Here is an 18,920-nt window from a genome sequence, read left to right as displayed (position 1 = left end):
GTGATATGAACGTCGCACGTCAAAACCGCCTCAACACATTCGCCGCCCATGGTGCGTTGATCCTCTACACGCTCATCGCGCTGTTCCCGGTCTTTGTGATCGTGATCAACAGCTTCAAGGACCGCAGGTCAATCTTTCGCGAACCCTTGGCCCTGCCAAACACCGAGAGCTTTTCGTTGATCGGCTATGAAACGGTGCTGAAGCAAGGTGACTTCTTCCTCTATTTCCAGAACTCCATGATTGTCACCGTGGGATCGTTGTTCTTCATTCTGCTCTTTGGCGCGATGGCTGCCTTTGCGCTGGCTGAATATCGGTTCAAGGGCAACACGCTGATGGGGCTTTACCTTGCGCTGGGCATCATGATCCCTATTCGGATTGGTACAGTCGCCATTCTGGAAATGATGGTCCAAACCGGCCTTGTGAACACACTTTGGGCCTTGATCCTGGTCTATACGGCACAAGGTCTGCCTTTGGCGGTGTTCATCCTGTCCGAATTCATGCGTCAGGTCAGCGATGACCTTAAGAATGCAGGACGCATTGATGGGCTGTCCGAGTATCGCATCTTCTTTAGCCTTGTCTTGCCGCTGGTCCGTCCAGCCATGGCAACAGTCGCTGTATTCAATATGATCCCGATCTGGAACGATCTGTGGTTCCCGCTGATCCTTGCGCCCGCAGAAGAAGTAAAGACGCTAACATTGGGCAGTCAGGTCTTTATTGGGCAGTTCGTCACTGACTGGAATGCGGTTCTTTCGGCGCTGTCGCTCGCGATCCTTCCGGTCATGGCGCTTTATGTCATCTTCTCGCGTCAGTTGATCCGCGGTATCACGTCCGGTGCTGTTAAATGAGGGTTGTTGTTACGGGCCTTGGCAACATGGGGCGCAGTCATGCGATGGCCTATCACGCCCATCCCCGGGCCGAGGTCGTCGGGCTGGTAAACCGCTCGGACATTGATCTGCCTGCGGCGTTGCATGGATATCCACGCCTGAACACATTCGCCGAAGGGCTTGCCTGCAAACCCGATCTGGTCTGCATCGCAACCTATTCCGACAGCCATGCCGAATATGCAATTGCCGCGATGGAAGCCGGGGCGGATGTATTCGTTGAAAAACCGCTGGCAACGACAGTCGCGGATGCGCGCGCCGTCGTCGCAGCGGCCCAACGTTTGGGGCGCAAACTGGTGATTGGCTATATCCTGCGCCATCACCCAAGCTGGCAGCGCCTGATTTCCGAGGCGCGGGGTCTTGGCGGGCCATATGTGTTCCGTATGAACCTGAACCAGCAGTCAGATGGTGACACATGGAAGACGCATCTGGCCTTGATGGAAACAACGTCCCCGATTGTTGATTGCGGCGTGCACTATGTCGACGTCATGTGCCAGATCACAGACGCCAAACCCATCCGGGTCAGCGGCATGGGCCTGCGTCTGTCAGACGACGTTGCGCCTGACATGTACAACTATGGCCAGCTTCAGGTCTGGTTCGAAGACGGTTCTGTCGGCTGGTACGAAGCAGGCTGGGGCCCGATGATGTCAGAGACAGCGTTTTTCGTGAAAGACGTGGTGTCCCCCAATGGGGCAGTCTCGATAACTGATGGCAACAAGGGTGCTTCCGATGATGTTGATGGCCACACCAAGGTCGGCGGTATCCTTGTTCACCGTCCATCAGGCGATCACCTGATCGAAATGAAGGAAGAACCCGGGCACCAGGCGCTTTGCGACGCAGAGGCCCGCTACATGATCGACGCGATCAAAACTGATATCGACCTGACCCGACACATGGAAGACGCCGTTCAATCGCTCGCTATATGTCTGGCTGCCGACGAAAGCATCAGGTCCGGCCACCCCATCGCCCTAGGAGATCCCCAATGACTGCTTTGACCCTGACCAATGTGTGCAAATCATTTGGGAATGTAGAAGTTCTGACAGACATCAACCTAACGGTGGAGGATGGTGAATTTGTTGTCTTCGTCGGCCCATCGGGCTGTGGCAAATCCACCCTATTGCGAGTGATCGCCGGGCTAGAGGATGCGACCAGCGGCACCGTCGACATTGGTGGCAACGTCGTCAACAACACGCCACCCGCCAAACGCGGCATTGCTATGGTGTTCCAATCCTATGCTCTTTACCCGCATCTGAGCGTCCGGGACAACATGGCCCTTGGCCTCAAGCAGGAAAAGCAGCCCAAGTCAGTGATTGATGAGCGGGTGGGCAAAGCCGTACAGATGCTTGATCTGGATGCCTATGTTGACCGTCGCCCGTCCGATCTGTCAGGTGGGCAGCGCCAACGGGTGGCCATCGGGCGCGCTATTGTGCGTGAACCCAAGCTGTTCCTCTTTGACGAACCACTCTCAAACCTTGACGCCGCCTTGCGGATGAACACCCGCATCGAAATCGCTGAACTGCACCGCACGCTGAGTGCCTCGATGATCTATGTTACGCATGATCAGACAGAGGCCATGACCCTGGCAGACAAAATCGTCGTCCTGCGCGATGGGCGCGTCGAACAGGTTGGCAGCCCGATGGAGCTGTACAATAACCCGGCCAACAAGTTCGTCGCTGGCTTTCTGGGTTCACCGGCAATGAATTTCCTGCAGAAAGCGCCGGTCGATATGCCACAGGGTGGGACACTTGGCATCCGTCCAGAGCATTTGCGACTGCAGGCGGGCGGCCGCATCAAGGGCACCGTCACCCATGTAGAGCGTCTGGGTGGCGACACCAACCTGCTTGTCTCTACCACTGAGGAAGAAGCGATCACGGTCCGCCTGTTTGGTCAGGATAGCACCAACGTCGGGGAGGTGGTCGAACTCGACTTTGATCGCAATGCAGCATTCGGATTTGATGCAGACGACCAGCGCGTGCCTTTATGACGCCCGCTGCATCACCGGTGTAAGCGCCAATAGTGATTTTGTGTAATCCGCCTGCGGTTGCTCATACACCTGCTCTGTTTTGCCAACCTCTTCTATCTTGCCATTGCGCAAGACGGCGGTGTCATCAGCCATCTGTCTGACCACCGCAAGGTTGTGGCTGATGAACAGAATAGTCAGTCCGAACTTAGCTTGCAGGTCTTTCAACAGGTTCAGGATTTCAGCCTGAATTGATACATCTAGCGCCGATGTCGGCTCATCACAGATTAGGAACCGGGGTCGCGCCAGCAGCGCGCGTGCCACCGCAATGCGCTGGCGTTGTCCACCCGAAAACTGATGCGGGTATTTGTCGATAGCGTCCGGCTGCATGCCTACAAGCGCAAGCATTGATGCGGCCAGTTTTGCGCGTTCCTCTGCCTCCTTCACAAAGCCATAAAACCAAAGCGGTTCCATCAGGATTGCGCCAATACGGTGCCGGGAATTCAAGCTGGAGTACGGGTCCTGAAAAACCATCTGTACCAATTGCCGTGACGGATGATGCCGGTCGCGTGCTTTACCACCTGGCAGCATGTCGCCGCCCAGCATCATGGTGCCTTTGCTGGGCTTCACCAACCCTGTGATTGCCTTGGCGAGTGTTGACTTGCCGGACCCGCTTTCACCCACCAACCCCATGATCGACCCTGGTCGCACCTCAAGCGAGACATCGTCAAGGGCGACATAAGGGGCAGGCTTGCGCAAAAGCGATGTGCGCGGCCCGGCAAACCGGACGCTGAGGTTCTGCAATGTCAGGCCAGTGGGGGCACTTTGCACGCCTGCAAGCAACCAATCCTCTGCTTTTTGACCCAATGATTGTTCAAGATCGGCACCTTCTTCTTGCGGTACGCGAAAGCGATCAATCCGGTGGTCCAAAGGCGGAACCGCATCCATCAACGCACGGGTGTAAGGGTGCCGTGGGGCGCCCAGTACCTGCGCGGTGTCACCCGTTTCCATCACCCGTCCCTTGCGCATCACTGTCACCCGATCCGCAACCTGCGCGATGACGCCGATATCATGGGTGATCAGCATGAAGGCAATTTTACGGTCCTGAGCCAGGCGTTGGATCAGTTTGAGCACTTGCGACTGCACAGCGACATCTAGGGCGGTCGTCGGCTCGTCTGCAATGATCAGCTCAGGGTCAGTACATATCGCCAAAGCAATGACAACACGCTGACGCATACCGCCGGAAAACTGGTGTGGATAGGCCTTGATACGTTCAGTGGCGTTCTTGATCCCGATCTCTTCGAGCAGATCAACAGCGCGTTGGCGCGCGACAGAGGTGCTAACATCAGCATGCGCCTGAATGGTTTCGATCAGTTGATCTTCGATCGTCATCAAAGGGTTCAAGCTGGTCTGAGGGTCTTGAAAGATCATCGAAATGCGGTCACCGCGCACCGCATGTGCCTGCTCTGGCGTCAGTTTGCGCAGATCGGTATCGCCCAAGGTGAGCGTACCGTTTGCGATGTAGCCCGGCGACTGCAACAGCCCGATCACGGCAGCACCAACCGTCGATTTCCCCGCACCACTTTCGCCGACCAGCCCATGTATCTCGCCCGGTTTGATGATCATATCCACATCGGCAATCGCCGTGAAATCGCCAAAGCGCGATGGGAACTTGACGGCAAGGTCTGTGATCGTCAGCATCTATCGCAGCCTCGGGTTAAAGACATCGCGCAGGAAATCGCCAAGGATGTTGATCGACACCACGAGCGCGATCAAAAACAACGTTGGTATCCACAAAATCCACCATTCGCCCGACAGCAGGAACTGCATGCCAATGCGTATCAGCGTGCCCAAGCTGGGACTATCAGTAAGCAGACCGATGCCAAGGAAAGACAGCGTCGCCTCTAGCAAAATTGCGGACGCCAGATCGACCGTCATGATCACCAAAAGTGGCCCCAGAATGTTGGGCAGGATATGTACAAACATCACCCGCGACGGGCGCTGCCCCATCATGATGGCCGCCTGCACGTATTCCTTATTCATCTGCACAAAGGTCGACGCACGCGCCGTCCGTGCGAAATTCACCCAAAGTGACAGGGCGATGGCAAGCGTCAAAACCGCGACCCGCAAATCTTGTTGCACGGCTGCTGGCAAGATACCCCTCGCAATGCCGTCGATCAAAAGCGCGGTCAGAATAGCTGGCAGCGCCAGTTGCACATCCGCAATCCGCATGACGATGGCGTCAAACCGTCCACCATAATACCCCGCTGCAAGCCCTAGCCCCACACCGAGAACCGCTGCGATGGTCAGTGCTGAAAGCCCGATAACCAACGACAACCGCGCACCATAAAGGATCGACGAAATCATGTCCCTGCCCTGATCATCGGTGCCCAGCAGGTATTTCGGGTTCGCGCCCTCTTCCCAAACTGGGGGCAACAACCCGTCAAATAAGCTGAAAGAGGACAGGTCGTAAGGGTTTACCAGCGCCAGCCATGGCGCAAAAATCGCCCCCAGAATGATCAAAGTTGCGACAATTGCAGCAATAATCGCAGCCGGGGAATGCAAGAACAGCCACAGGCCCTCGTATCGTTTGATGAAAGCAATCATTGCACGTCCCTCACCCGCAGGCGCGGATCAATGGCAACGTAGAGCAGGTCGACAATCAGGTTCACCAGCACAAAGAAGAACGCGATCACCACGAGGTAGACACCCATCACCGGGATATCGACAAAGCGGATGGATTCCAGAAACAGCAGGCCCATGCCCGGCCATTGAAAGACGCTCTCGGTGACGATGGAAAAGGCAATCACGCCGCCAAACTGCAGGCCGATGATCGTGATCACAGGCACCATCGTATTGGCCAGGGCGTGTTTGTAGTGCAGCTTTTGCATCGGCACGCCCCGCGCCATGGCGAAGCGGATATAGTCGGTGCGCATGACCTCCATCATCTCGGCCCGGACAAGACGCATGGTCAGTGTCAACTGATAGACACCCAGCGTGATGGCAGGCAACAAAAGTGCGCGCCAGCCTTCAACCGTGAAAAGTGAACTCTCCCAACCGCCGATTTGCACGGTACCACCGCGCCCGAAGGTGGGCAGCCAACCCAACTGTACCCCGAAGATGAATATCAGCATGATACCGATGACGAAGGTGGGGATAGAAACGCCAACAAGCGTTGTCATCAGAATGGCTTGGGTCGTGATCCCGCGCGGTCGCAACGCCGTGTAAACACCCGCAGGAATACCCACAAAAAGCGAGATCAAAAGCGCCACGATTCCCAGCTCAAGCGTGGCTGGAATGCGGTCCGCTATCATTTCCGCGACCGGTTGGCGGGTGCGATAAGAGAACCCGAAGTCACCTTGCAGCATGTCTGCCGTAAAGCGACTGAACTGCAGGATGAAAGGATCGTTCAACCCCAGTTCATCGCGCAACCGTTCCTGATCTGCGACCGAGGTTTCAACGCCTGTCATTTGGGTGATCGGATCACCCACAAACCGGAATAGCGAAAACGCCAAAAAGGCGACGGCCAGCATCACAAAGACGGACTGCACGAGCCGTTTAAGAATGAAATAGACCATCGCCTTTTTGCTTATCTACAGGTGATCAGTTCACAGTCACCCAGCGCAGCATAAAGAAGTTATCGGCCCGTTGTGTCAGGTCAATATTCTCCTTTGCCGCCCAGATCAGCGGCTGCGTGTAAAGCGGAATATAGGCGACCTCTTCCTGGGTGATTGCGATAACCTCATCAATCATGGACTGGCGCGCGACCGGGTCAATCTCTTGCTGAATTTGTGGCAACAATTCATCAACGCGAGCGTTGGAATAGTTACCGAAGTTCCAAGACCCCAGCTTCTTTTCATCATCTTGTGAATGCATCAGGAAGCGGATTGGATGCTCCATGTCGAACGTGCCGGGCGACCAACCCAGAAGGTACATATCAAAGTCATCTTCGCGCAACTGTGGCCAGTAGTCGCGAACCGGGCCGGTAGACAGTTCTGCGTTAAGGCCAACGGCTGCAAACATAGAGGCCGCTGCACGGCAAAGGGCCTCATCATTGATGTAGCGGTCGTTCGGGCACTTCAGACCAAAAGAGAACCCATCGGGGTATCCTGCCTCGGCCAATAGTGTGCGTGCGCGCTCGGGATCGAATTCGGGACGATCCTGATTGGCCTCGGAGAACCCAGAGATACCAGCAGGCACCAATTGGCTGGCCGGTTCGATCTTGCCCCGGAACAACACCCGGTCGATTGATGCGATATCAATTGCATGGGCCGCAGCCAGACGCACACGCGGATCAGTGAAGGGGTTTGCATCAGTCACATCAGACGAATAAAGCAGTGCATCGTGTTCATGGCCAAAGCCAAACATGATTACGCGGGTTTCTTCGCCTTCCAGCACCTTGAACCCATCCCGGCCCTCAACTTGTTCGACATCCTGCAAAGGAATGGGCTGGATAAAGTCAATCTCACCGGACAACAGTGCGGCCAAACCGGTCGCCGAATTCCCGATGGGTGTAAACACCGCCTCGGTCACGTTGTGCTGCGCATCATCCCACCAGTTCTCATGTGGCACTAACGTCGTACGCACACCCGGATCACGGCTTGCCACAGTAAATGGACCAGTGCCATTAACGTTCATGGTTGCAAAATTCTCTGCATCGCGCGCGGGCAATGCGGCTTCGTTGCTTTCCGCCCAGTCCTTATCAAGGATCATAAAGTTCGCGATGGAATCCGGAAACAGCGGGTTTGGTGCCGTGGTCACAAAATCAATTGTAAATTCATCAACGACACGCACCTCGGATACCGGCGCAAACCATGACCGTACGTCGGCGGCCTCATTCGACGCACGTTGATATGAAAACATCACATCTTCAGCGGTAAAGGCCGATCCATCCTGAAAGGTCACGCCTTCGCGCAGTGTGAAACGCCAGCCATTTTCGCCTTCCAAAGGCTCCCATGATGTCGCCAGCGATGGCTCGATCGACATATCCTGCCCGCGACGCACCAGGCCTTCGTAAACGTTATTGAGAAATGACAGCACAGGGGCAGAGTTCACCGCATGCGGATCCATGGTTTGCGGATCAGTCGTCGAGGCCCAGCGCAGTGTTTCAGCAGAGGCCCCCATTGCGCAAAGGCTAAGTGCCCCGCCCACCAAGGCGGCATGGCGCAGATTACGGTGTGTCATGATATGTCCCTTCGAGGCATTTATACGTGCTCAAGACTGGGTCAAATTGTCGCGAGGTCAAGTGATTTCGAAGCCTGCAATGCACCACATCGCGCAATTTTTAGTGATACTGCACTCACCAAAACGACTCGTCTCAACACCAAACTCTTCTCACATCATCAACCCTGCAAAGCGGCCTCGACTTCATCGGGCGAGAGCGCGTCTGTCAGGCTCATGATGGGGAGCCTTCTTTTGCTAGGATCTTATAGTGCCGTTCAATCTCGATCAGCCTTTGTTTGCGCCAAAGACCACCACCATAGCCCGTCAGCGCCCCATCGGCACCAATGACCCGGTGGCATGGTACAACACAATGGCGATCTGATTGGCGCCGTTTGCACGCGCCACAGCACGGGTTGCCGCAGGTCGGCCGATCCGGGCAGCGATGTCAGAATAACTCCGCGTGACACCCGCTGGAATCTGACGCAGCTCGTCCCAGACCGACTGCGTGAAAGGTGAACCATGATAGGCAATCGGTGTCGCAAAATCTGCCGAAGTACCAGCAAAGAACGCAGCAAGCTCGGCTTTGATCTGCTGATTTGGGTCCGTTTGCCCGATACCAATCCTGCCTTTCGTCATACGGTCAAGCTTTGCCAATTCGGCCTTAAGCGCCTTGCGTTCAACAAATTCAAGCAGATGAAGATGTGACGCACTACAGACAGAGATCATGTCACCCAATGGCGTTGTGACCCAATCTGCAAACAGTATTGGGTCACTATCCAAAGCGCCCGGAGCACGCCCCAGCAGCCGAGCAAATGACGCCCGAAAGGCGCTGGATGAGCTGAAACCAGCGTCGATCTGCGCTTCGATCAATTTGCCGCCTTCGGCGATAGTCGTAAATCCCTCACGCAGCCGCCGTTGCCTTGCCAATTCAAGAAACGTCATACCGAATTGCCGCTTAAAACTGCGGCGGATCGTTGAGAGGTCAAAGCCCATGCGCGCAATATCAGCTTCGGTCCAGCGGTATTCGGGACGTTCATCCAAGGCTGCAAGCAATGCAGCAATCGCTGGATCAGCGGACGCGATCGGCGCCAGAGGATGGCACCGTTTACAAGGACGAAACCCAGCTTCGATACAAGCACCGACCGAGGCATAGAATGTGCAGTTTTCCGGTTTGGGCTTGCGGGCCGGACAGGTCAAGCGACAAAAGACGCCCGTCGTCGCAACGCCGACATAGGCCTGCCCGTCGTAGTCCGCGTTGCGGTCAAGAAGCGCCTGATACAGCGTCGCGTGGTCTGGAAGATCAAATAACATTCAGCCAGCATAACGCGCACAGGCTAAGATACCGCCTGAAATCGGGCGTCTATTTCAAATACATCAGTCTGATCGTGGGTGCTGTCGCATGCTTCTTACTAGCGTTTGCTGTTGATCAGACTCTCAGGGCAAACGGGGCAACGTCTCCACTAGCCCATTGTAGGCGCGCAGTAACTGCTCTGATTCATCGCTTTCACTGCATAGCCGCGGCATGGTGATGTCGGCAAAATGTGCCACAGAAATCGCGGGCCAACTTAATTGCTGCCGCTGTATGACCTGCGCTGCCTCCTCTGGCCTACCCATTTTGTTCAAAAGCATCGCATGACCAACAAACGAGTAAGGTGTATCAAATATCAGCGAAGCCTGCTCTTTGGCATCTAGTGCACCGGCATCGTCACCCCCATTGATCTTGAGCCATGCAATCCAGTTCAGCGTGATCCAACGAATGGGATTATTGGGTGACAAGGTGTTGTCAAATTTGACAGCACCTTCGATGACCGACGCCGGAGGCGCCACACAGGTGTAGGGTATCACATCCGACAAAAACCGGGCCAGATCATGACCAGGATCAAGATCAAGGACCCGGCGCATGGCAACATGACTGTCACGGATGCGCCCGGCGTGCCAATGAGCCTGCGCGATGTTGAACATGACGGATGGATGAAACGGCTCTAACCGTGTCGCCAGATCAATGTGGTTCAACACAGCATCATGAACAGCCGGTACGTCGTAACGGGGATAAAAATTCGCCAGTTGCGCAAGTTTTTCGGCCATCACCGAATGTGCAGTGCCAAGATCGGGGTCGCGTTCTAGCGCAAGCTGCATCAGTGCGACTTTGTGCTCTTCCCACTCGAGTGAGTTCGCAGCCGTCGGATTGGGCACCCATGTTGCCATCAGAAATAGCTGCTGAGCTGTGAGGTTTTCGGGATCGCGACCTTCCAAAAACTCTCTGGCTGCACCCAGAAGCCTTAGGTTTAATTCACCTCCCATATCATCAGACACCCGTTGGGCGATGTCTTCCATATTCGAAACATGGATCGATTTTGTCCAGATCACGCGGTCGTCCGGTACATTCAACAGCTCAATACCAACCCGCTTGGCAAAGCGGTTCAGGTCGCTGACCAGACCGCGCAACGCAAAGTCAGCCTCCGCATAGTCATCTGTCGTTTGCGACAGAATGGCGATGGATGGATTACGCACGAGGCTTTCGCGCAGGGCCGCCTCGACCTGTGCGGTCGACGCCTGCTCTCCCTCAAAGCCGTCCAAGGCCAATCTGACCCCAGTGGCTGTGGCGGGCGTTTGCCGCTCGGGTTGCGGCAGCAATAAGAACACAACGGCCAACACCGCCACTGTCAGCCCCGCCGATAGGACCGCAACCGCAAGCAGGGCTTTGTTGGCAGGACGTGCACTGATTTTCGCGACCTTGACCGCACGTTCGCTGATCTTCGGGCGGTAGCTGCCTTTCGGGATTTCGACGGAAAGGGTGCATTGGGCCGCATCGCTGCGCTCAAAACTGATCAGCGCAGTGCGCAGCTAACCCATTTCCACCCGCACACTGCTGTCGATGCTTGGGTCATAGTCATCAGGTTTGTTTAGCGCATCAATCCCGATAGCATAAGCTTTGAGGCTTTCGCCTACACCGCCCAGTTCGGCGCGGATCAGATACTCAAGCAGATGCAGGCGGCGTTCGCTTTTGCCCAGCACTTCTGATGCGGCGACGCATCGGAGGTACTCTGCAATCTGTTCTTCACAATCCATCCGCTTAAACTCGTATAGCTGTCTTCAGATGCGAGATGTCACTCCTACGAAGGCGGCAACCACATAACCGGGTTAGAACAACTTATCGGATAGTGTAGCCGTTATGGTTGCTTTCGCAATGATTTGCTCTGGCACTGATCAACGCACATCAAACCATGGGCACCGGCGACATTATTTCCCTTTCATTCAATCAGTTAAGCAGGTTTGTAACCTGTGACTCACCCCCTCGTTGCCTGACGCGCGGGGAAAGGGCGGCCTATCTCTCCACCACGCACAGTGACTATCCGCGACCCTGAACCGATGCCTCGGGTCGTGATTTCAAACATTTTTGTTAACTAGGAGACATCCACATGAACGACCTCGCCATACTTCAAGTCAGCCCAACAGAACCCCGAAAGGGAACGGTCAAATGGTTCGATGCAAACCGCGGCTTCGGCTTTGTTGTCATCGACGGGTTTGAAGCCGACTTTCTTTTGCACCAGAATATTCTGCACAGTTTTGGTCGCACAAGCATTGCCGAAGGGTCTACCGTAGAATTCGCTTATCAAGGCACGAAAAACGGCTTCAAGATTGTCGAGATCTTCGCCATCGCCCCGCCACCCGCAGGCATGATCCAAGACCCTCAGGCACAACCCGACATCATTTTTGAAGAACGCGTACCTGCGCGGGTCAAATGGTTTGATCCCAGCAAAGGATATGGGTTCGTGAACGCCTTTGGCAGCGCGGAAGATATCTTTGTGGGCATCGCAATCCTGCGCAAATCAATGCTCGGGGATCTGCAATCCGGTGATGCCGTGTGCATTCAGATCGCGGAAACCGAGGGGCGCAAAAGTGTATTTTCCGTCCACGACTGGTGCTGAACCCACCGCCGCATTCATATGAAAGAATTGACCCAAAGACTATAGGACAGCTGTAAGATGACCTATTTTACTCCAACGATCCAACGCTTGGGCGACACCTGCAATCTGATGATCTGGCTATTTCGCCATCACAATCAGACTGCAGGCACTCTGCCCCGGAAGCACCGCATTTTCAGCAAACGCCAACGCGACCACCTATTTCTGGTCATACGCGCGCAATGGTATGGCTTTGACCGCAATGAAACGATTTATCTGCTGAAGTTGTTCGATGAAAGAAATGGCGCAGAGTAAACAGCGTTCTATGCGCGACCGTATTTATCCTCAAACCGCACGATATCGTCTTCGCCCAGATAGCTGCCTGACTGAACCTCGATTAGCTCCAACGGGATTTTGCCGGGATTTTCCAGCGCGTGGACCTCGCCCAGCGGAATATACGTCGATTGGTTCTCGGATAGCACCAGTGTTTCGTCGCCACGAGTCACTTTCGCGCAACCGCGCACCACGATCCAATGCTCGGCGCGGTGATGATGTTTTTGCAGCGATAGCTTGGCGCCAGGGTTCACCGTGATCCGCTTGACCTGATAGCGCTCGCCCACATCGACACTGTCATACATCCCCCACGGGCGGTAAACGACGCGGTGATGGTCCAACTCCGGCCTACCGTCTGCGGTCATGCGGGCAATCAAATCCGTGATCTCTGATACCCGGTCCTTGGGTGCGACGAAAACGGCGTCTTTGGTTTCCACTACGACCATGTTCTGTAAACCGACCGCTGTCACAAGGCGGCTGCCCGCGTTGATATAGTTGCCTGAACCATGCAAGCTCAGCACGTCGCCGATTTCGCAATTGCCGTCCGCGTCCCGTTCTGACGCGGCCCAAAGCGCCGCCCAGGATCCGATGTCGCTCCATCCAGGGTCAATGGGGATTACGACGGCATCGTTTGTGCGCTCCATCACAGCGTAGTCAATCGATACATCCGGGCAGGCCAAAAACGCTTCGGTGTCAAAGCGCAGGAAATCCAGATCACCCACCTTGCCCGCAAAAGCAGCACGACACGCAGTCAGAACATCGGGGCGATGGGCCTCCAACGCGGCCAGATAGCGACTGGCCCGAAATAGGAATATCCCGCTGTTCCATAAGTACCCGCCTGCCTTGAGATATAGTTCTGCCGTGTCTGCATCCGGCTTCTCAACAAAGGCGTCCACACTCAGCGCTGGCCCTCGCCCGACCTTGTCGCCGGTGCGGATGTAGCCGTAGCCGGTTTCTGCATATGAAGGGCTGATCCCAAAAGTCACCAGTTGCCCCGCCTGCGCATGCGGCGTGGCGGTGCGGACGGCATCAGCAAAGACGTCAGGAGCACGCATCTTGTGATCGGCAGGCATAACCAGCATAACCGGATCATTCCCGTCAGCCTGCGCCTGGAAGGCAGCCAGTGCAATCGCAGGGGCGGTATTGCGCCCGGCAGGTTCCAGCAAGATCAGCGTGCCGTCCTTACCGACCTGACGCATTTGCTCGGCCGCCAGAAACCGCGTCTCTTCATTGCAGATCACCAATGGATCGGCACAGTCTAACCCCGCAATACGGGCCACCGTTGCCTGCAACAGGGTCGTTTCACCATCAAGGCTGAGGTACTGTTTGGCATAGTGTTTGCGCGACAGAGGCCACAGGCGCGTGCCAGAGCCACCGGCCAAGATCACGGGCAGAATGTCATCTGATGAGTGGGGCATGATCTGCTCTCCTGATTGGTGAACCCGCATGATTGCTTACCATCGCTGGCAGAGTAGCGACAAGAGGTGCGCCCTATCGCCAACGCTTGTGGGATTATGTTTTGGAAGCTCTGCCAACACGGGGCCAATCGTCATGTGCATCTCCAGTTCAGCGCGGCACGGTTCGAACGCCTTCAAACAGAAGTACGCGCATGGTGACCAGTTTATTCCAGAACTCAGTCAAAGAGGCGGCAGTGTCCCGTGTTGCAAAACAGCGTTTTGCTTGGGTGCAGACTTTGTGCTTCTTGCCCCGTTTTCCATTGCACGGGGCCACAGGCCATAGATTTCAGCTTAGTGTTCCCCTAGGCTTCCAACAAAATAGAACTGTTTGAATTGGACCGAAGATGCCTTTGCAAAATACCAGCGACAGCTATGGCGCTTTTACCAAACTTTTTCACTGGATCATTGTTGTGCTCTTTGCCTGGCAGTACGTCAGCGGCAACATCATGACGGGCATGGAGCGTGGTGATACCGTTGCCGGGTTGGGCCAGAACGACTATTATAACTGGCATAAGTCCATTGGTCTGGTTGCGCTTGCAATCGCCGTGTTCCGCCTGCTCAACCGCTATATTGGGCGGCTACCAGGCTGGGCCCCAACCCTTTCTGGGGGTGAGAAGAAGGTCATTCACCGCCTTGAACAGGTGCTTTATCTGGCAATGTTCGTCATGCCTGTCACTGGATATATTTACGTGATGGCTGGCGGGTTTGGTGTGTTGCTTTTTGGTGAATACAAACTGCCGGACCCCATTGGCAAGTCCGAAACGCTCGCGTTTTATGGCAAATGGATCCATATCTACGCGGGATATGTGTTGGCAGCAGCAGTGGCAGGACACCTGTTTATCGTGCTGCGGCATCAGCTGTTTATGAAAGACGGCTTACTCTTCCGGATGCTGCCTGCGCGACGCAAGTAAACCGTCGCATCTCTGCGCTGATGATTGTCGGCAATGAGGGTGGCTCATAGAGTGAACATATGCAAACGATCATAGCCCTACTACGAGCGGTGAACGTTGGGGGAACAGGAAAACTCCCGATGGCAGAACTGCGTGCAATGGCTCAGGCCACTGGCTTTGCAAACGTGCGCACATACATCCAGTCTGGAAATATGGTGTTTTCGTCGGCCGATGATTTGCCTGCCGTCAGACAGGCGCTTGAATCGCGACTGGCGGATTATGCCGGTAAACCGGTCGGTGTTATCCTGCGCACGGGCCATCAGATGCGCGAAGTGCTGGCGCAAAACCCGTTCACAGACGCCGAACCAAGCAAAGTGAGCGTTCTGTTTCTCAACGCGCCTCCGCTAGGCGATACAATGGTTGCGATGAAAGGGCAGGCCGACGAACAAATCGCACTTGGGCAGCGAGAGATCTTTATACACTACCCCTCAGGTATGGGGCGGTCAAAACTGCAGTTGCCCGCCATGGCCGAAGGCACCATGCGCAACATCAATACGGTCACAAAACTTGCAAGAATGGCGGCGGAGTAGCGGCTACCCGCGCCTTCGGACACCTAGACGTGTTTCAGGTTCAAGGCCGCCTCTACTACGTCATGCAAAGCCCCGTTACTGGCCAGAAACGACCCCGACGTTAGCACCGGACGATCCGCCCACAAGGGGCTAAACTGGCCGCCTGCTTCCTCCACGATCAACATGCCAGCCGCGACATCCCATGGCCCCAGATTGCGTTCCCAATAGGCGTCAAACCGACCCGCTGCGACATAGGCCAGATCAAGCGCCGCCGCACCCCAGCGCCGCAGCCCTGCTGTTTGCGGCATCAGCCGCTCCAAGTCTTCCAGGCTATGCGGCAGGTAGGTCGTCCGTCCACCCGCCGGGATGCCCGAAGCGACGAGGGCTGCGCTCATCTGTACCGCCTTACTCACGGTGATCGCCCGCCCGTTCAGGTAAGCCCCTGCCCCTTTTTCCGCACAAAACATCTCGCCCTTCACGGGATCATAGATGAGTCCTGCCAATGGATCGTTCCCCCGAAACAGAGCAATGGATACAGCCCAATGCGGCAACCCTTTGAGAAAATTCGTGGTGCCATCCAGCGGATCGACGATCCAGCGCAACCCATCTTCTTGACTGATCCGCTCTGCCGTTTCCTCACCCAGCCAGCCGTATCTTGGATGGCGCCGCATCAAGTGATCAAAGATCACATTTTCCGCCCGCACATCTGCCTCGCTGACGAAGTCACCCGCAGTCTTTTCGGTAACCGTAAGCCCCTTCAATTGCTCTGATGCCGCCATCAGGTCATGCCCCGCCAAAAGCGCCCCCTCAGCCATGGCGCAAAGCGTCTTTGACGCGGTTGCGGGCAAATGCCGCCGGGCATTATCCTTCATAGCGCACCCGGTGACACAATGTGGACGGATCGCGCAGGACCCGACCATACACGCCTGGCAAGTCTCCAAATGCCGTTTCTCCCGATATCAGCGCATCCAGCACCGGGTCATTCAACAACGCCAGCGCTTTCGCCAATCTGCGGCTATAATCCCAGCGCGGAGCCTGCCGCGCAGGCACGCGGCCGACTTGTGAGCTGACAATCTGTAACCGTCGCTGATGAAACCGACCACCGAGCGGGATTTCGACGCTTTGCGCGCCATACCAACTCGCCTCAATAACGCGAGCCTCGGTTCCTGCTAATGCAATCGCCAATGACAGACCAACGGGATTGGCCGATGCGTGGACCACCACATCAGCCTCTGCCGGGGCGTCATCAGGGGTCGCGAAGTCGCAGCCGAGAGTGTCGGCCAGTGCCGCGCGGCTTGGCGCTATGTCTACCAAGGTCACTTCGGCCCCCGGCACTTGCGCTGCAAGGTAGCCCACCAAAGCACCAACAACGCCCGCACCGATCACGACAACACGGTCGCCCACGCTGATCCCGGCATCCCAAGTGATATTCACCGCCGTTTCCATGTTTGCCGCCAGTATCGCGCGGGCGGCAGGCACGTTGTTTGGCACTGGCAAAGCCATCGCGGCGGGTACCGCAAAACTGGTCTGATGCGGAAAGAGGCTGAACACGACCTCGCCCCGACGGTCACCGTTTTGCACCTTGCCCACGGCGGCATAGCCATACTTCACGGGAAAGGTGAAATCCCCCTCCTGAAACGGGGCGCGCATGTTGTCATGCTCTGACACCGGCACCTGACCGTTAAAGATAAGGCGCTCTGTCCCGCGGCTGATCCCAGTGAACTGCGTCTTTATGTCCAACTGACCCTCACCGACATGATACACCGTGTCGCAAAGCGCCGCCTCTTGTGCAGCAGTGATCCATAACGCAGCCGCGACCGTCATAGGCTATGACCCGATTTCAAAGCCTTCACAGACAGATAGTCGTGGTTGTGCTGGTTACGCCCAACGCGCAGCGGCAGCCGCTCAACCACGGTGATGTCGCTGTTTTGAAAGGTCTGCACCTTCGCTGGATTGTTCGTCAAAAGCCGGATTGCGGAAAAGCCCAGCGTGCGCAGCATCACTGCGGCCACACGGAAATCACGCTCATCGTCGTCATAGCCCAGACGGTGGTTCGCCTCGACCGTATCAAGACCCTGCGACTGTAAATCATAGACCCGCATCTTATTGGCCAGCCCGATGCCGCGCCCTTCCTGATTGAGGTACAGCAACACACCGGCCCCTTCCTGCCCCATCCGGGCCATCGCCGCGCGCAACTGAGGCCCACAATCGCATTTTAGGCTGCCCAGCACGTCTCCGGTGAAACACGCTGAATGGACGCGTGAGAGAACGGGCTGCTCCCGATCAGGTGTGCCAATCTCGATTGCATAGTGCTCTTTCGTTCCATCAGGATCGCGGAAGATATGCAGGCGGCCCAAGTCATGGGCCTCTAACGGCAGCGCCGCAGCAGAGACCTGCGCCAGCACAGGCGGCATCAGCAGAGCCTCCAACGCTTCATCCGCGATGAGCGACGCCAAGGACAGATCATCCAGACGGGCATCTGCCGCCACGTTGAACATCGCGACCGCTGGCAAGAGTTCGGCCATTTTGACCAGCTTGATCGACAGGCGGTGCAAAGGCGTCTGTACTGTGCGGATCATATGCAAAGGCCCCGCAAGGCGGCGGCCCGCATCAAACTGCGTATCGGACAGGTCTTTAAACCACTCCAGACCCGCAGCTGCGGGTGGTTGCAGACGCACCACCGGATCGCTGAGATCCATTGCAGCAGGCAGAATCGCCTGCGCCCTTTGTGGCGTCAGGATCAGTTCCGGCACTCCAAACCGCTGGCAAAGTGCATCAAACCGTGCCCGAGACAGTGTCTCGACAGCGACAACCACAGCACGGTCCCCCTGATGCGTCAGCAAGCAGGGCAGACCCATTGCAAGATCGCCGCGCGCCCGCGCAAGACGCTCGGGCAGGGTTGGCAAAAGGCAGTCAGAGGTCATGTACATAGTGGTCTCAATTTTGGTCAGCGGCCGGAGCCTACGGTTTTCAGCATGGCATTCGCGCAGCGTGCAGCGACAATAGGCAGCGCATCAGCAGGGTTGAGCGCACAATCAAACAAAACATCGCTGCCAAGGTTATAGACATCCGTTTCCGGGCGGCGGGCCTGCGCCAGTGTGCCAATTGGCGCAGTTGTCAGGCTTTGCGGGCCAGAGCCGATCAGCAAAGGCGCGATCGCCATATGCAGACGATTTAAAAGGCCAGCTTCCAGGAACTGGGTAATTGTGATCCCACCACCTTCGATCAGAATGCTTTTGAAGCCGCGCTCCTGCAGGGCGCTCAGAATGTCCTCTGGTGCGATCCATGATGCGCGAGGCAGGGTAATCGCTTCAACACCAGCAGGGCGTTCCTTGGCCACCGCCTGGATGACAATGCGGCGAGCAGAAGTATCGGTCAGCAAACGCGCATCGTTGGGCAAGCGCCCATCGGGGTCAATCACGACACGCGCCGGGCTAGCGCCATCGGCCAGACGCACGGTGAGTTGGGGGTCATCGTGCAACGCGGTTTTGACCCCGATCACTACTGCATCGGCCAAAGCGCGCAGCCGGTGCAGATGCGCCAGCCCATCCTTGCCGGACACATCCTGCGCATCACCTGTTTCAGTTGCGATACGCCCGTCCAGCGACTGACCGATTTGTGCAAACACCTGACAGGTCGCCGTGGGACGGGCCAAGGCACCATAGAGCGCTAACGCCTGCGCCTCGCCCCAGGTCCAATTGCCACAACACAGACAGGCCGCACCTGTTCTCACGTCAAGAATCCTTTCCCATACTCTACCGG

18 protein-coding genes and 1 pseudogene are annotated in these 18,920 nt (G+C 56.3%); 7 read left to right on the top strand and 12 right to left on the bottom strand.

Annotated features, from left to right (window positions below):
• Nucleotides 1-5: 5 nt before the first annotated feature.
• From QTO30_RS16045 to QTO30_RS16035, 3 genes are read left to right on the top strand one after another with little or no spacing between them, the layout of a single operon-like run.
• On the top strand, nucleotides 6-845 hold the full coding sequence (locus QTO30_RS16045; RefSeq protein ID WP_340425080.1) for a carbohydrate ABC transporter permease: 840 nt from the start codon (nucleotides 6-8) through the stop codon (nucleotides 843-845).
• Nucleotides 842-1,867: a Gfo/Idh/MocA family protein gene (locus tag QTO30_RS16040; protein WP_340425079.1), complete on the top strand. Its 1,026-nt coding sequence runs from the start codon at nucleotides 842-844 to the stop codon at nucleotides 1,865-1,867. Before QTO30_RS16045 ends, QTO30_RS16040 begins: the two co-directional genes overlap by 4 nt.
• Nucleotides 1,864-2,865, top strand: coding sequence for an ABC transporter ATP-binding protein (locus QTO30_RS16035; protein ID WP_340425078.1), 1,002 nt, complete (start codon nucleotides 1,864-1,866; stop codon nucleotides 2,863-2,865). The genes QTO30_RS16040 and QTO30_RS16035 overlap by 4 nt, the downstream gene beginning before the upstream one ends.
• On the opposite strand, the gene QTO30_RS16030 is transcribed toward QTO30_RS16035, so the two are convergent.
• The 7 genes and pseudogenes from QTO30_RS16030 to QTO30_RS16000 form a co-directional block, all read right to left on the bottom strand.
• Nucleotides 2,860-4,542, bottom strand: coding sequence for an ABC transporter ATP-binding protein (locus tag QTO30_RS16030; RefSeq protein WP_340425077.1), 1,683 nt, complete (start codon nucleotides 4,540-4,542; stop codon nucleotides 2,860-2,862). The genes QTO30_RS16035 and QTO30_RS16030 overlap by 6 nt on opposite strands.
• On the bottom strand, nucleotides 4,543-5,448 hold the full coding sequence (locus tag QTO30_RS16025) for an ABC transporter permease (protein ID WP_340425075.1): 906 nt from the start codon (nucleotides 5,446-5,448) through the stop codon (nucleotides 4,543-4,545).
• Entirely contained in the window at nucleotides 5,445-6,419 is a 975-nt protein-coding gene (locus QTO30_RS16020) for an ABC transporter permease (RefSeq protein WP_340425074.1), read from the bottom strand. Before QTO30_RS16020 ends, QTO30_RS16025 begins: the two co-directional genes overlap by 4 nt.
• Nucleotides 6,420-6,444: 25 nt before the next feature.
• On the bottom strand, nucleotides 6,445-8,025 hold the full coding sequence (locus QTO30_RS16015) for an ABC transporter substrate-binding protein (protein WP_340425073.1): 1,581 nt from the start codon (nucleotides 8,023-8,025) through the stop codon (nucleotides 6,445-6,447).
• A 211-nt stretch (nucleotides 8,026-8,236) separates the two neighbouring features.
• Nucleotides 8,237-9,315, bottom strand: a pseudogene (locus QTO30_RS16010) (bifunctional transcriptional activator/DNA repair enzyme AdaA).
• 123 nt (nucleotides 9,316-9,438) lie between these two features.
• Nucleotides 9,439-10,665, bottom strand: a complete 1,227-nt coding sequence (locus QTO30_RS16005; RefSeq protein WP_340425072.1) for a hypothetical protein — start codon at nucleotides 10,663-10,665, stop codon at nucleotides 9,439-9,441.
• Between the two features lie 183 nt (nucleotides 10,666-10,848).
• Entirely contained in the window at nucleotides 10,849-11,073 is a 225-nt protein-coding gene (locus QTO30_RS16000; RefSeq protein WP_340425071.1) for a hypothetical protein, read from the bottom strand.
• Between the two features lie 350 nt (nucleotides 11,074-11,423).
• Between QTO30_RS16000 and QTO30_RS15995 the strand changes: the two genes are divergently transcribed.
• Nucleotides 11,424-11,933, top strand: a complete 510-nt coding sequence (locus QTO30_RS15995; protein ID WP_340425070.1) for a cold shock domain-containing protein — start codon at nucleotides 11,424-11,426, stop codon at nucleotides 11,931-11,933.
• Between the two features lie 57 nt (nucleotides 11,934-11,990).
• Nucleotides 11,991-12,224, top strand: a complete 234-nt coding sequence (locus QTO30_RS15990) for a hypothetical protein (protein ID WP_340425069.1) — start codon at nucleotides 11,991-11,993, stop codon at nucleotides 12,222-12,224.
• Between the two features lie 8 nt (nucleotides 12,225-12,232).
• Here QTO30_RS15990 and QTO30_RS15985 read toward each other — a convergent pair whose 3' ends face one another.
• Nucleotides 12,233-13,660 carry a mannose-1-phosphate guanylyltransferase/mannose-6-phosphate isomerase gene (locus QTO30_RS15985; protein ID WP_340425068.1) on the bottom strand — a complete coding sequence of 476 codons (1,428 nt, stop codon included), beginning with the start codon at nucleotides 13,658-13,660 and terminating at the stop codon, nucleotides 12,233-12,235.
• A 383-nt stretch (nucleotides 13,661-14,043) separates the two neighbouring features.
• Here QTO30_RS15985 and QTO30_RS15980 point away from each other — a divergent pair, with 383 nt between their 5' ends.
• The gene (locus QTO30_RS15980; RefSeq protein WP_340425066.1) at nucleotides 14,044-14,610 is read left to right on the top strand and encodes a cytochrome b; all 567 of its coding nucleotides are present in this window, start codon (nucleotides 14,044-14,046) and stop codon (nucleotides 14,608-14,610) included.
• A gap of 59 nt (nucleotides 14,611-14,669) precedes the next feature.
• Nucleotides 14,670-15,179, top strand: a complete 510-nt coding sequence (locus tag QTO30_RS15975; RefSeq protein ID WP_340425065.1) for a DUF1697 domain-containing protein — start codon at nucleotides 14,670-14,672, stop codon at nucleotides 15,177-15,179.
• 23 nt (nucleotides 15,180-15,202) lie between these two features.
• Here QTO30_RS15975 and QTO30_RS15970 read toward each other — a convergent pair whose 3' ends face one another.
• The 4 genes from QTO30_RS15970 to QTO30_RS15955 are packed head-to-tail and all read right to left on the bottom strand — an operon-like array spanning nucleotide 15,203 to nucleotide 18,891.
• Complete coding sequence (locus tag QTO30_RS15970; RefSeq protein ID WP_340425064.1) at nucleotides 15,203-16,030, bottom strand: inositol monophosphatase family protein; 828 nt, start codon at nucleotides 16,028-16,030, stop codon at nucleotides 15,203-15,205.
• Nucleotides 16,020-16,982 (bottom strand): zinc-dependent alcohol dehydrogenase, encoded by a 963-nt coding sequence (locus tag QTO30_RS15965; RefSeq protein WP_340425063.1) that lies wholly within the window; start codon nucleotides 16,980-16,982, stop codon nucleotides 16,020-16,022. Before QTO30_RS15965 ends, QTO30_RS15970 begins: the two co-directional genes overlap by 11 nt.
• Nucleotides 16,979-18,088 carry a GTP cyclohydrolase II gene (ribA, locus tag QTO30_RS15960; RefSeq protein WP_340425062.1) on the bottom strand — a complete coding sequence of 370 codons (1,110 nt, stop codon included), beginning with the start codon at nucleotides 18,086-18,088 and terminating at the stop codon, nucleotides 16,979-16,981. The genes QTO30_RS15965 and ribA overlap by 4 nt, the downstream gene beginning before the upstream one ends.
• A gap of 17 nt (nucleotides 18,089-18,105) precedes the next feature.
• Nucleotides 18,106-18,891 (bottom strand): RibD family protein, encoded by a 786-nt coding sequence (locus QTO30_RS15955; protein WP_340425061.1) that lies wholly within the window; start codon nucleotides 18,889-18,891, stop codon nucleotides 18,106-18,108.
• Between the last annotated feature and the right edge of the window lie 29 nt (nucleotides 18,892-18,920).

Source organism: Yoonia sp. GPGPB17 (assembly GCF_037892195.1).
Classification (GTDB): domain Bacteria; phylum Pseudomonadota; class Alphaproteobacteria; order Rhodobacterales; family Rhodobacteraceae; genus Yoonia.
The sequence above is the reverse complement of the archived record's forward strand: the minus strand, read 5'-3'. Positions and strand labels throughout refer to the sequence as shown.